Here is a 13,316-nt window from a genome sequence, read left to right on the forward strand (position 1 = left end):
CCATAATTCAGATATTTATATTTATTCATTGCGTGGATGTATGATGCTCGGCGAGCTAGATCTTGCAACAGTGATACTGATGCAAAAGTGTTCTTACATTGTTGGAATGCTGAGTTTTATATATCTGAAGCTCACAAATCGTGGTTTGCACGGCCCGACAGCTCTTGCAGCAGGCTTCGCAGCCATGGCTGCCGGCTCCACGGTCGCTGGGTACGGCGAATGGGGAATAATGTCTCCGGCCTTGTGGCAATTCGGCAGCATCGTCTTCGGTATCGTGGGTTATGCGCTGATCTGGCTTGGCCTGAAAATCGTGAGCGATGGACGTGCTGCCAGCAGGGGGACAGTATCAGCTGTCTGTTTGATTGCCTTGCTGGCAATTGTCCTTGCACAGCAGGTGGCTGACAATAACGCTTATCGTGCGGCCCTGTTCAACGGTTGTGCGGCTGTGGCCTATCTTGCGGGAGCGGGCGGGCTTTTTGCGCGGTGGCGCAAGGAGCCACTCCTGTCCCGCTTCGCGTTGGGCGCGATTACGGGTATTTCCGGCCTGATTTCGTTGTCGGTGGCAAAGAGCGTGCTTTTGCCCCAATACGCCGCCATCGATCTGGTCAATGCGTTTTTCTTGATCATCATGTTGAACTTCGCCATTGCGCTGTTCGTGATGATGCTGGTAGCCGAGCGGTCAGAGCGCAAATTGCTGGTTCTCGCCAACACCGATCCTTTGACGGGCGTCAAGAACCGTCGTTTTTTCTTCCAGGCCATGCCGGCGGTGCCGGGTCCCAACGATGCGGCGATGCTGCTCGATATCGACCACTTCAAATCAATCAACGACCGCTTCGGCCACGCCGTCGGCGACAGCGTTCTTCAGGAAGTCGCGAAGCGTATCGGCGGCAGCATACGCGGTGGTGACGTGCTGGCGCGTTACGGTGGCGAGGAGTTCATCATCTTCCTGCCGGGTGCCGGTGTTCAAAAGGCTTGCATGATCGGAGAACGCATTCGCGATGCGATTGCGATAACCGAAGTCGATTGCGGCGGTTTGCGTGTCGGCGTGACGATCAGCATCGGCGTCGCAACCAGCGGCGATATGCGCTGCGATCTTCAGACCCTGGCGGAAATGGCGGACCGCGCCCTTTACCGCGCCAAGACGGATGGGCGCAATTGCGTGCGCGAAGCCCTGGCGGCGTGAGGCTTTTGAACTTTTTGTGAGACAATGCAAAACGCCGCGGGCATGACCCGCGGCGTTTCCATGATCTTCGCTGGCGGCTGATTTTACAGGAAGTAGCTCTGCAAGGGCTTCACTTCCAGATTGCCGGCCTTAAGCGCCTTGATGGCAAGGGCTGCTGCTTCGGCACCGGCCATCGTCGTGTAGTATGGCACCTTCTGCATCAGCGTTGCGCGGCGCAGCGACTTCGAGTCGGAAATCGCCTTGTTGCTGTCGGTGGTGTTGATGACCAGCTGGACCTGCCGGTTGCGGATGGCGTCTTCGATATGCGGACGACCTTCCTGCACCTTGTTGATCTTCTCGGCGTTGATGCCCTGTTCAGCAAGGAAACGCTGGGTGCCGCCGGTTGCCAGTACCCTGAAGCCGCTCTCGACCAGAATACGGATTGCGGGCAACACGCGGTCCTTGTCGTCGTCGCGCACCGAGACGAAGACGGTGCCGGAGCGCGGCAGGTCGACGCCGGCGCCGAGCTGGCTCTTGGCGAAGGCGAGTGCGAAATCGGTGTCGAGGCCGATGACTTCGCCGGTCGAGCGCATTTCCGGTCCGAGCAGAATGTCGACGCCGGGGAAGCGGGCGAAGGGGAAAACGGCTTCCTTGACGGCGATGTGCTTCAGGTTGCGCGGATCGGGTTTCTTGCCGTAAGCGGCAATCGCCGCATCAAGCTTTTCGCCGGCCATGACGCGGGCAGCGATCTTGGCGATCGGCGCACCGATGGTTTTTGCAACGAAGGGCACCGTGCGGGAGGCACGCGGGTTGACTTCGAGAACGTAGATCGTGCCGTCCTTGATCGCGTACTGAACGTTCATCAGGCCACCGACGTTGAGCGCCTTTGCAAGCGCCGTCGTCTGGCGTTCCAGCTCGTCGAGGGTTTCCTTGCTCAGCGAACGGGAAGGCAGCGAGCAGGCCGAGTCGCCCGAGTGGATACCGGCTTCTTCGATGTGCTCCATGATGCCCGACACGAAGACGTTTTCGCCGTCGCACAGTGCATCGACGTCGACTTCGACGGCGTTGGTCAGGTAGCTGTCGAACAGAAGCGGGTTCTTGCCGAGCAGGGTGTTGATCTGGCCGGTCTTGTCGTTCGGGTAACGCTGCTTGATGTCCTCTGGCACGAGGCCCGGAACCGTGTCGAGCAGATAGGTCTGGAGCTGGCCTTCCGAATGGATGATCTGCATGGCTCGGCCACCCAGAACATAGGAAGGACGCACGACCAGCGGGAAGCCGATTTCCGAAGCGACGAGGCGCGCCTGTTCAACCGAATAGGCAATGCCGTTGTTCGGCTGGGCGAGGTCGAGCTTCATCAGCAGCTTCTGGAAGCGGTCGCGGTCTTCGGCAAGGTCGATCATGTCAGGCGCGGTGCCGAGGATCGGGATACCGTTCTTTTCCAGCGCTTCGGCCAGCTTCAGCGGCGTCTGGCCGCCGAACTGCACGATGACGCCGACCAGTTCGCCCTTTTCCTGTTCGGCGCGCATGATCTCGATCACGTCTTCGGCCGTCAGCGGTTCGAAATAGAGGCGGTCGGAGGTGTCGTAGTCGGTCGAAACCGTTTCCGGGTTGCAGTTGATCATGATCGCTTCGAAGCCTGCATCCTTCAGCGCGAAGGCAGCATGGCAGCAGCAATAGTCGAACTCGATGCCCTGGCCGATACGGTTCGGACCGCCGCCGAGGATGACGACCTTCTTGCGGTCGGAAACCTGCGCTTCAGAGCGGGCGGCGCCGACGAAGGGGATTTCATAGGTCGAATACATGTAGGCGGTGGGCGAGGCGAATTCTGCCGCGCAGGTATCGATGCGCTTGAAGACCGGGCGAACATTGAGGCTGTTGCGCAGCTCGGCCACTTCCTTCGGGCGCTTGCCCGTCAGAATTGCTAGGCGGGCGTCGGAAAAGCCCATGGCTTTGAGCATGCGCAGGTTCTCTGCGTCCTGCGGCAGGCCTTGCTCACGGACACGGGCTTCCATGTCCACAATTGCCTTGAACTGGGCGATGAACCAGGGGTCGATCTTCGAGTTTTCGTGGACTTCTTCTTCCGTCATTCCCATACGCAGCGCCTGGGCGACCATGCGCAGGCGATCCGGCGTCGGCGTGCCGATGGCGGCGCGGATGGCGTTCTTGGAGCCTTCGCCCTCTTCAAAGCCGGGGATTTCGATTTCATCGAGACCGGTGAGGCCGGTTTCCATGCCGCGCAGCGCCTTCTGCAGCGATTCTGCGAAGGTGCGGCCGATGGCCATGACTTCACCGACGGACTTCATGGCCGTTGTGAGGATCGGCGAGGCGCCCGGGAACTTCTCGAAGGCGAAACGCGGGATCTTGGTGACGACGTAGTCGATCGACGGTTCGAACGAGGCAGGCGTCGCGCCGCCGGTGATATCGTTTTCCAGCTCGTCGAGCGTATAGCCGATGGCGAGCTTGGCGGCGATCTTGGCGATCGGGAAGCCGGTTGCCTTGGAGGCGAGAGCGGACGAGCGCGAAACGCGCGGGTTCATTTCGATGACGACGAGGCGGCCGTCTTTCGGGTTGACGGCGAACTGCACGTTCGAGCCGCCGGTTTCCACGCCGATCTCACGCAGCACCGCAATCGAGGCGTTGCGCATGATCTGGTATTCCTTGTCGGTCAGCGTCAGCGCTGGCGCAACGGTGATGGAATCGCCGGTGTGGACGCCCATCGGATCGATGTTTTCGATGGAGCAGATGATGATGCAATTGTCCGCGGTGTCGCGGACCACTTCCATCTCATATTCCTTCCAGCCGAGAACCGATTCTTCGACCAGCACCTCGGTGGTCGGCGAAGCGTCGAGGCCGCCCGAGACGATGTCGAAGAATTCGGAGCGGTTATAGGCAATGCCGCCGCCGGTGCCGCCGAGCGTGAAGGACGGGCGGATGATGGCGGGCAGGCCGACATGGTCGATCGCCTGGGCGGCGATTGCAATCGCATGCGCCATGTAACGCTGCTTGCGGTCGGTCTCGCCAAGGTTCCACTGGTTTTCCAGATCGTCCAGCGCCTTGTCCAGTTCCGTACCGGAAAGCTTCGCCTTGAGTTCGGCGCGGGCAGCTTCGTGCTTCTTGCGGTCGGCGTCCTTGATTTCAGTGGCGTTGGCCAGCATGGACTTCGGCGTTTCGAGGCCGATGCGAGCCATGGCCTCGCGGAAGAGGGCGCGGTCTTCGGCCATGTCGATGGCTTCGGGCTTGGCGCCGATCATTTCCACATTGTAGCGGTCGAGAACGCCCATGCGCTTCAGGGACAGCGCGGTGTTGAGCGCGGTCTGGCCACCCATGGTGGGCAGCAGCGCGTCCGGGCGTTCCTTAGCGATGATCTTGGCAACAACTTCCGGGGTGATCGGCTCGACATAGGTTGCGTCGGCAAGGCCCGGATCGGTCATGATGGTGGCCGGGTTGGAGTTGACCAGAATGACCCGGTAACCCTCTTCCTTCAGCGCCTTGCAGGCCTGGGTGCCGGAATAGTCGAATTCACATGCTTGGCCGATGACGATCGGTCCTGCGCCAATGATGAGGATGGACTTGATATCTTGGCGCTTCGGCATGGCTCTCTCGTTCCGCGTTTTGGTTGCGCAAAACACCAGCCAGGGTGAAAGATCACCGGCCGGGGCGCGCAATTCAAAGTTTTCAGGCTAGAAGCGGCTTATAGGCAAATGTTTTTGAGAACGGAACCCCATAAATTCCGGAATCGACAGAAACTCTTAACCCGCCGGTGTATGCGCGGCGAAACGGGCCTGCACGGCCGCGCTATGGGAGCGGCTGACGGGTATTTCCGAACCGTCTCTTGTAATGACGTGCAGACGGCCAGCCTGTTTACGCAACGAGACGACGTCGGAAATGGCAATCCAGTGGGAACGGTGCACCTGCAAGCCTTCCGTGAGGCCTATTTCTTTCAGCGCATCGGCAAAACGCAGCAGAACGAGCTGATGGCCGCGCGTGGTGACGATTTCGGTATAGTGGTCCTGCACCGACAGCCGCAGCAATTCTCCGCGCTTTTGCGGCGGAAGCCGCTCCAGCAGCGGCGCGATGCTTTTCACCTGACCTTTGGCATCTCCATTCGGGTCCGCAACGGCATCCGTTGCCGTTGCGCGTGACTGGCAGGCCGTGAGGTAGCTCAGCAGGCAAAAGATGGCGCAGAGCGGCAGGGCCGACATGCTGCTTTTCAGAAAGGCGGCGAAACCCATTTCCCTGCCGGAAAAGATTTGGTTCATGATGGAAAGCAGCAGCCCGATGGGCAGGGCTGCCGTCAGCGAGCCGATCATCATGCGTGTCAGCATATTTTCAATGCTGCTGGCAAGGATGGTGTTGGCGAGGATGGAAAAGGATATTGCGAACGTCCATGCGCCAGCCTGAACGATTGTCCAGTAAAGCAGCCGGTCGGCGAAACTCATGGTCTCACTTGTCCCGAAAGGGCCGGTCAGAATGAAGATCGCCAATATGGCAAGGAAGGTCAGCCACAGTCTGCGCGATTGCAGGATGGCGTGCATTTCACGAAGCGTGGACTGCAAAGAGAGGTGATCCACGAAGTTTTCCTGCGGTTGACGCCAATGCGTTTTTCTTTCGCGCATGTTTTGCCGAAGTTAGCGATAATTTCAACCGGGTCAAAACGCTTCACCATGTCACTTCAGCCTTTGCTAGACGCACCGCTTGCCGTGCAATTCCATGTCGCCACCGTTGTTCCGGCCGCGATTCTCGGCGCCTTCATTTTCCTTCGCCCCAAAGGAACCGCCATCCACCGGCTACTCGGCAGGATCTGGGTGACGCTGATGGTCATGACGTCCGTTTCGACCTTCTTCATTCATGAATTGAGGGTGTTTTACGGTTTCAGCCCGATTCATCTTTTATCGGTTCTCACCATATATGGCTGTCTGCAATCGGTCCTTTTCGCGCGCAGGGGCGAAATCAGGCGCCATATGAGGATCATGCAGAGTGTTTATCTCGGCGGTATCGTCATCGCAGGCGGTTTCACCTTCGTTCCGGGGCGGATCATTCACGAGGTTGCTTTCGGTGACGGTCAGCCGGGTCTTGTGGTGCTTTTCGCGGGCGTGTTCGCGTTTGCCCTGCTGTCTCTGACCGTCTTCACGCAAAGGCGGCGAGCCTCCTGAACGAATGCACCCACCTCCGCTTTCTTCCGGAACAAGATGTATTATAGTGCCGTTATAAGGTTGCCTGTTGAGGCGACGTTTGCGGAGAGAAAAGCATGGAATGGAGAGGGCGCCGCCAGTCGGACAATATCGAGGATCGGCGCGGCATGTCGGCGGGATCGGGGCCATCCGGCAACGATCCTTTTTCGCGTGGCGGAATGCGCGTGCCGATCGGGCGCCGCGGCGGCGGCATCGGCATTGGCGGTCTTCTGCTGATCCTGCTGATAAGCTGGGTGCTTGGCATCAATCCGCTGACGCTGCTTTCGGGCGGAGACATTTCACTGGATGGGGGCGGTACCACGCAGCAATCCGGCCAGCAGGCGGGCACTCGGCCGCAGGGCCAATCGTCCGACGAGACGACGGCTTTCGTGCGCACCGTGCTGGCTGAGACGGAAGATACGTGGAGCGGCATTTTCCAGTCCGCCGGCGAGACCTATCAGAAACCGACCCTTGTGCTGTTTTCCGGGCAGGTTGCGTCTGCCTGCGGTTCTGCCTCTGCGGCCAGCGGCCCGTTCTATTGCCCTGGTGACCGCAAGGTCTATCTCGACACCAGTTTCTTCAGTGAACTGGACAAGCGTTTCGGCGCGTCTGGCGATTTCGCGCAGGCTTACGTTATTGCGCATGAGGTGGGCCACCACGTCCAGAACCTGACCGGTGTCTTGCCGGAGTTCAACCGCCGCCGCCAGTCCATGAGCCAGGTGGACGCCAACAAGATGTCGGTGCGTGTGGAGCTTCAGGCCGATTGTTATGCCGGTATCTGGGGCAAGTTCACCGAACAGAAGGGCATTCTGGAAACCGGTGACCTTGAGGAAGCGCTCAACGCTGCCCACCAGATCGGCGACGACACCCTGCAGAAGCAGACCCAAGGATATGTGGTGCCTGACAGTTTCAACCACGGCACGTCGGCGCAGCGCATGGAATGGTTCAAGCGCGGCTTCCAGAACGGACGCGTCGAGGACTGCGACACCTTTTCGGCGAATATCTGAGAATCAAATGAACGAGGGGGCTTTTCAGCCCCCTTTTTATTCAGCGCATCAACAGCGCCACGGCATACATGCCAAGCGCGAAGATCGTATGGGCGACGAGGTTGAGAAAGCGAACCTTGTTCGGGTTCGGCGTCTTCGATGCCGCCCAGCCGATGCCGAGGCCAGGTTGCAGCAGGAACCAGCCCGCGCCGACCGTGACGATGCCCACGATCCAAGGCTGAATGAAGGAAGGCTCTGAAAACCACGAGACCGGGACCACCAGAGCAAGAATGACGCCATAGAGAATGCCGACGGCGTAATGCGAAATCCAGCCGAGCGCCAGTTCATGCTCGTAGGGCTCAGCCGTGGCGATGCTGTCGTGGAATATCCTGCCCTTCGGCACATGCCAGAACCAGCGGCCGACCGGCGCCCAGTTCGGGGCGGATTGGCCGAAAAACCGGTGCAGCACAATCGCCCATATATCCATAAACACGGTGCCACCCACCCCCATGGCAATACCGCGCCAAATCAAATCCAGCATAGATCCCTCCGCAAATCATGATCGACCAAGCTCTAGCTGATCGTGTGAGTGGCGGGAACAGGGTTTTTCGCGTGCTGAGGGCGGACAAGAAAAATGGCCGGATCGCTCCGGCCATAATGAATACTGAAACGTCTCCTCCGTCATGCCGGGCTGGATCCGGGGTAACGGTGCGATGGTCTCACCAGTGAGCTATTCTCGCTCTACGCGGCACGCCCATATTCAGCCTGCCGCCGCGTTGCCGTGGCGAGCTGGAACTGCGCAAGCAATTCGTTGAGCGCCGCCGCTTCCGAGGCGAGGCCGTGACTTGCCGCAGTCTGTTCTTCGACCATGGCGGCATTCTGCTGGGTGCCCTGATCGATGGTGTTGATGGCGGTGTTGATTTCCTGAAGTCCGGTGGACTGTTCGCGCGACGACGTTACGATGGCGTCGATGTGGCGGTTGATCTCCTGGACTTCGCGGACGATGGTTTCCAGCGCCTTGCCGGCATTGCCGACGAGATCGACACCGGATTGCACCTGCGATGTTGAGGCGTTGATCAGCGTCTTGATCTCCTTCGCGGCATTTGCCGAGCGCTGGGCAAGCTCGCGCACTTCCTGTGCGACGACGGCAAAACCCTTGCCTGCCTCACCGGCGCGGGCGGCTTCCACGCCGGCATTCAGCGCGAGCAGGTTTGTCTGGAAGGCGATTTCGTCGATCACGCCAATGATGTTGCTGATCTCCGACGACGATTTTTCGATGCCTTCCATGGCGCGAACAGCGTCCTCGACGATGATGCCGGACTGCTCGGCATTGTTGCGCGTGCGGTCTACCAGACGGCCTACCTCTTCGGCACGGCGGGCGGAATCCTTGACCGTCGTGGTTATTTCCTCAAGTGCGGCCGCAGTCTCCTCGACAGAGGCGGCCTGCTGCTCGGTGCGCTTGGCCAGATCGTCGGCAGACTGGCGGATTTCTCCAGCACCGGCATCGATTGCGCGTGCATTCTGGCCGACTGTGCTCAAGGCAACGTTCAGCTTGGCGACGGAGTTGTTGAAGTCGTCGCGCAAGCGGTCGATGCGGGTCACGAAAGGTGTCTCGATCCGGTAGTTGAGGTCGCCGTTCGAAAGGTGCGTCAGTCCCTTTGCCAGCGAATCGACTGCGAACTGGATGTCGGCCGCGTCTTTCGCCGCCAGTCGTTCGCGGTCGTTGCGCTCCTGTTCGGAAAGCGTGCGGTTCTGTTCGGCGTCGCCCTCAAGACGCAGACGTTCCGTGGCGTTCGATTTGAATACGGCAACCGCCGCAGCCATCGAGCCGATCTGGTCACTGCGCTCCTGGCCGGGAATGGCGACATCTAGATTGCCGGCGGCAAGCCTTTCCATGGCAGCAGTCATCTGCGTGACGGGGCGAACAATGAAACGGCTGAGAACGGTTGCCAGCAGGGCGATCATGATCGCGGCGGCAAGGATCGTAGCGATGGTTGCCGCGAGGCGAAATTGGCCGATCGCGCTGTAGGCGACGTCGGAATCGACAACGAAACCGAGATACCAATCGACCGAGGGCAGACCGGCGACGGGAATGAAGCTGGTGATCTTGCCCTTGCCGTCGATCTCGGTTTGCGAAATCGCGGAAGAAATTGCCGGTGTATCAACCTTGAAGAGATCGGTCAGCGGCTTGTCGACGAATTTCGCATCGGGATGCATGAGGATCTTGCCGTCCTTGCTGACGAGGAAGGCGTATCCATCCTTGCCGGCATCCACCGACTTGATCATCGTTACCAGCGAATCCAGCGAGAAGTCGCTACCCGTCACGCCGGCCAGCTTGCCGTCGATGGACACGGGAATGGCGGCAGTGATGATAAGGCCGCCGGTCGACGCATCGCTATAGGGCTCGGTCAGTACTGGCTTGCCGGCCTTGACGGCGTCCAGATACCAGGGGCGCTTGCGCGGGTCGTAGCCTTCCGGCAATGGCAATTTCGGGAAAGTCGTGAAACTGCCGCTTTCGGCATTGCCGAAATAGGTGGACATGAACTGAGCCGTCAGCACGTCGTTCTGGAGGAACTGCAGCTTGGCGTCGTCATCTGGGAGCTTGGCGAGCGTCTTCGCAACCGTTTCGGTCAGCATGATGCGGCCGTTCAGCCAGTTGGCGATGCTTTGCGCTGCCTGCTTGCCGGACGAATCGATATTTTCCGCCACGGCTTGCGTTGTCACCTGGTGTTGAAGACTGTCGATATAGAAGGAAAAGCCGGCAAAAGCGGCGACGACAAGCGATGACGCCGCAAACAGAATGCGCGTCATGAGATTGGTTTTTTTGGGCAAGCTACACGTCCTTGGAACCAGATGTGCCCATTCGGCTCATCTTGGAAAATAATGGGAAAGACATGCCTCAATGGCGGGAATATTCTGCGTCATGCAGCTTATGGTTTGAAAGAACTTCGCGATATTCTAATGCGTAAAGTGAAATGGTAAAATTCGGCTAAATTTGTTTTATGTCAGGCCGTCTCGGCCCAAGTGGACGTAAAATTCCCGTTCTGCGTAAATTTTGATCATTGATCCGCAAAGGTTGCGTGCAGGAAGGGAATATTTTATTCATCACCTGCTGCCATTGCGCAATTCGCGGGCAATGGCCAAAATTCAGGTGAATTACAATGTCTTCGTCGGTTGTTGCAGAAACCGTTCCCTCTGGATCGGGGTCGTGGCTTTCGCATTTCAAGGCTACGCTTGCGCTTGGAATTCCGCTTGTCGGTGCGCAGCTCGCGCAGCTTGGCATCCACACTACAGATATGGTCATCGTCGGTCAGCTCGGAGCTGAGAAGCTGGCGGCCATGGTGCTGGCCGGGCAGTTCTTCTTCGTTGTCTTCATTTTCGGCTCGGGATTTTCCGTGGCCGTGGTGCCAATGGTAGCGCAGGCTTACGGGCAGGGCGATGCGACAGCTGCCCGCCGCTCGCTGCGCATGGGCATGTGGGTTGCAATCGCGTACTGGGTTCTTGCCCTGCCGATATTCTTCAACGCCGAGCGCATTCTGGTCTATCTCGGGCAAAACCCCGAAGTTGCGGCGTTGACCGGCCATTATCTCGCCATCGCCAAGTTCGGCCTTTTGCCGGCGCTGCTTTTTTACGTGCTGCGCGGGCTTGTCAGTGCCATCGGCCGTGCGGGCATCATTCTGTATGTCACCATCATCATGTTGGTGATGAACGGTTTGATGGCCTATGCGCTGGTCTTCGGCCATTTCGGATTGCCGGTGATGGGCATGAACGGCGCGGCTGTCGTTGCCGTCATCGTCAATGCCTTCAGCTTCATCTTCATCGTCGCTTATGTGCAGACGCGTGAGGAAACCAGGAAATACGAGCTGTTCGTGCGCTTCTGGCGGCCGGACTGGCATGCGCTGTTCGAAGTGCTGCGCCTTGGCCTGCCGATCAGCATCACCATCCTTGCCGAAGTGACGCTGTTTGCGGCCGCTTCGATCCTGATGGGACAGATTGGCACCGTGCAGCTTGCGGCGCATGGCATCGCCCTGCAGCTTGCCTCCATCGCTTTCATGATCCCGCTCGGCCTGTCGCAGGCGGCGACCGTGAGGGTCGGTGTCGCGTTCGGTCAGGGTGATTTCAGGAACCTCGTGCGCGCCGCCATCATGGTCTACGCGATTGCCTGCGGCATTGCCGTTTGCGGCGGCATCCTGTTTGCGGCTGTTCCGGAATTTCTGGCGAAGTGGTTTCTTGACGCGAAGTTGCCGGAAGCGGCGGAAGTGCTTGCCTACGCAAGCAGCCTCGTGGTGATCGCCGGCATCTTCCAGTTGGTCGATGGTATCCAGGCTGTGACAGCAGGTTTGCTGCGCGGATTGAAGGATGCGCGCATTCCGGCGATGCTGGCGCTGATTTCCTATTGGCCGATCGGGCTGGCGCTGGCCTGGACCATGGCCTTTCCGCTCGGCTTTGGCGGACGTGGCGTCTGGTTCGGTTTCGTGATCGGCCTTTCGACGGCGGCCGTTCTCTTGACTATACGTTTCGTCATTCTGGTGAAGCGTGAAATGAAAACGGCCCGCTGAAAGCGGGCCGTATATTTTTCCTGATTTTCCGAAGATGTCTCAGCGCTCGGCGAGCGCTGCCTCACCTTGTCTCTCGCGCAGCAGGTTGACGAAGCGGCGGAAGAGATAGTGGCTGTCCTGCGGGCCGGGCGATGCTTCCGGATGGTGCTGGACGGAGAAGACCGGCTTGCCGACGATGCGCAGGCCGCAATTGGTGCCGTCGAACAGCGACGTGTGAGTTTCTTCGACGCCATCAGGCAGCGACTTGGCGTCAACCGCAAAACCATGGTTCATGGAAACGATTTCCACCTTGCCGGTGGTGAAGTCCTTGACCGGATGGTTGGCGCCGTGGTGGCCCTGGTGCATCTTTTCAGTCTTGGCGCCGACGGCCAGGCCAAGCATCTGGTGGCCGAGGCAGATGCCGAAGATCGGCAGGTCGCTGTTGATGAGGTTCTGAATGACCGGTACGGCATATTCGCCTGTCGCGGCCGGATCTCCCGGACCATTGGAAAGGAAAACGCCATCCGGCTTCAATGCCAGAATGTCTTCGGCGGATGTCTGGGCCGGAACCACCGTGACCTTGCAATCGAGACCGGCGAAGAGGCGCAGGATGTTGCGCTTGACGCCGAAATCCACGCAGACGACATGGTACTTCGCATCGGCTTCATTCAGCGTGCCGTAACCCTCGTTCCATACCCAAGGCGTTTCCGTCCAGGTGGAGGATTGGCCGGATGTGGCTTCGATGGCGAGGTCGAGGCCGACGAGACCGCTCCATGCCTTGGCTTCCGCCTTTAGCGCCTCGATGTCGAACACGCCGTTGGGATCATGGGCGATCACCGCGTTCGGTGCACCGTTTTCGCGTATCCATGCCGTCAGCGCGCGCGTGTCGATGCCGCAAAGGCCGATGACGCCGCGGGCTTTCAGCCAGGCATCCAGATGCTTGGCGGCGCGGAAGTTCGAAGGGTCGGTGATGTCGGCCTTGAAGATGACGCCGACTGCGCCGCGGCGGGCGGCTGGCGTCAGGTCTTCGATGTCTTCCTCATTGGTGCCGACATTGCCGATGTGCGGGAAGGTGAAGGTGACGATCTGGCCGAGATAGGACGGATCGGTCAGGATTTCTTCGTAACCGGTCAGTGCGGTGTTGAAGCAGACTTCGGCCTGTACTTTGCCGGTTGCGCCGATCCCCGTTCCCTCGATCACTGTGCCATCGGCAAGAACAAGCATTGCGGTCGGTTTGCGGGTAGTCCAGGGCGCTGTCTCGGTCATCTCGTTCCGTTTCTGCCGCTTCGCACCCCGCCTCTTGAAAGGCAGGGGGAGAGGGGCCATTTTTTGTCGCAGGCTTCGTGACATAAAGGGGCGCGCGAAAAACTCGCGTTTTGACCCTTCGTTAAAATCTCGTGCAGGTGCCGGAAAATAACGAAAGCTGCTTAAACGGTCAACCGCAGGCTCGAGATTTACG

The 13,316-nt window shown here is 59.3% G+C and carries 9 protein-coding genes; 4 read left to right on the forward strand and 5 right to left on the reverse strand.

Features of this window, described 5'->3' with window-relative positions:
• Positions 1-43: 43 nt before the first annotated feature.
• The gene (locus GH784_RS25770; RefSeq protein ID WP_153793965.1) at positions 44-1,183 is read left to right on the forward strand and encodes a GGDEF domain-containing protein; all 1,140 of its coding nucleotides are present in this window, start codon (positions 44-46) and stop codon (positions 1,181-1,183) included.
• Between the two features lie 83 nt (positions 1,184-1,266).
• Here the strand turns inward: GH784_RS25770 and carB are convergent, their stop codons facing one another.
• The gene (gene carB / locus GH784_RS25775) at positions 1,267-4,755 is read right to left on the reverse strand and encodes a carbamoyl-phosphate synthase large subunit (RefSeq protein WP_065702531.1); all 3,489 of its coding nucleotides are present in this window, start codon (positions 4,753-4,755) and stop codon (positions 1,267-1,269) included.
• A gap of 156 nt (positions 4,756-4,911) precedes the next feature.
• Entirely contained in the window at positions 4,912-5,778 is an 867-nt protein-coding gene (locus GH784_RS25780; protein ID WP_065702324.1) for a LytTR family DNA-binding domain-containing protein, read from the reverse strand.
• Between the two features lie 48 nt (positions 5,779-5,826).
• Between GH784_RS25780 and GH784_RS25785 the strand changes: the two genes are divergently transcribed.
• Positions 5,827-6,315, forward strand: a complete 489-nt coding sequence (locus tag GH784_RS25785) for a DUF2306 domain-containing protein (RefSeq protein WP_019565241.1) — start codon at positions 5,827-5,829, stop codon at positions 6,313-6,315.
• Positions 6,316-6,410: 95 nt separating this feature from the next.
• The gene (gene ypfJ, locus GH784_RS25790) at positions 6,411-7,340 is read left to right on the forward strand and encodes a KPN_02809 family neutral zinc metallopeptidase (RefSeq protein WP_003513383.1); all 930 of its coding nucleotides are present in this window, start codon (positions 6,411-6,413) and stop codon (positions 7,338-7,340) included.
• 40 nt (positions 7,341-7,380) lie between these two features.
• Here the strand turns inward: ypfJ and GH784_RS25795 are convergent, their stop codons facing one another.
• On the reverse strand, positions 7,381-7,860 hold the full coding sequence (locus GH784_RS25795; protein ID WP_065702325.1) for a DUF2938 domain-containing protein: 480 nt from the start codon (positions 7,858-7,860) through the stop codon (positions 7,381-7,383).
• 200 nt (positions 7,861-8,060) lie between these two features.
• Entirely contained in the window at positions 8,061-10,151 is a 2,091-nt protein-coding gene (gene mcpU, locus GH784_RS25800) for a methyl-accepting chemotaxis protein McpU (protein WP_065659165.1), read from the reverse strand.
• 329 nt (positions 10,152-10,480) lie between these two features.
• Here mcpU and GH784_RS25805 point away from each other — a divergent pair, with 329 nt between their 5' ends.
• Positions 10,481-11,878 (forward strand): MATE family efflux transporter, encoded by a 1,398-nt coding sequence (locus tag GH784_RS25805; RefSeq protein WP_065702326.1) that lies wholly within the window; start codon positions 10,481-10,483, stop codon positions 11,876-11,878.
• 39 nt (positions 11,879-11,917) lie between these two features.
• Here GH784_RS25805 and carA read toward each other — a convergent pair whose 3' ends face one another.
• Positions 11,918-13,123 (reverse strand): glutamine-hydrolyzing carbamoyl-phosphate synthase small subunit, encoded by a 1,206-nt coding sequence (gene carA, locus GH784_RS25810; RefSeq protein WP_003513375.1) that lies wholly within the window; start codon positions 13,121-13,123, stop codon positions 11,918-11,920.
• Between the last annotated feature and the right edge of the window lie 193 nt (positions 13,124-13,316).

The organism is Agrobacterium tumefaciens, assembly GCF_009649785.1.
In the GTDB taxonomy this organism is placed as follows: Bacteria; Pseudomonadota; Alphaproteobacteria; order Rhizobiales; family Rhizobiaceae; genus Agrobacterium; species Agrobacterium tumefaciens.

Bases quoted from the DNA above. Each gene is read 5' to 3' on its own strand.
- GH784_RS25770 (WP_153793965.1), top strand. From the start codon at position 44: ATGCTCGGCGAGCTAGATCTTGCAACAGTGATACTGATGCAAAAGTGT.
- carB (WP_065702531.1), bottom strand. From the start codon at position 4,755: ATGCCGAAGCGCCAAGATATCAAGTCCATCCTCATCATTGGCGCAGGA.
- GH784_RS25780 (WP_065702324.1), bottom strand. From the start codon at position 5,778: ATGCGCGAAAGAAAAACGCATTGGCGTCAACCGCAGGAAAACTTCGTG.
- GH784_RS25785 (WP_019565241.1), top strand. From the start codon at position 5,827: ATGTCACTTCAGCCTTTGCTAGACGCACCGCTTGCCGTGCAATTCCAT.
- ypfJ (WP_003513383.1), top strand. From the start codon at position 6,411: ATGGAATGGAGAGGGCGCCGCCAGTCGGACAATATCGAGGATCGGCGC.
- GH784_RS25795 (WP_065702325.1), bottom strand. From the start codon at position 7,860: ATGCTGGATTTGATTTGGCGCGGTATTGCCATGGGGGTGGGTGGCACC.
- GH784_RS25805 (WP_065702326.1), top strand. From the start codon at position 10,481: ATGTCTTCGTCGGTTGTTGCAGAAACCGTTCCCTCTGGATCGGGGTCG.
- carA (WP_003513375.1), bottom strand. From the start codon at position 13,123: ATGACCGAGACAGCGCCCTGGACTACCCGCAAACCGACCGCAATGCTT.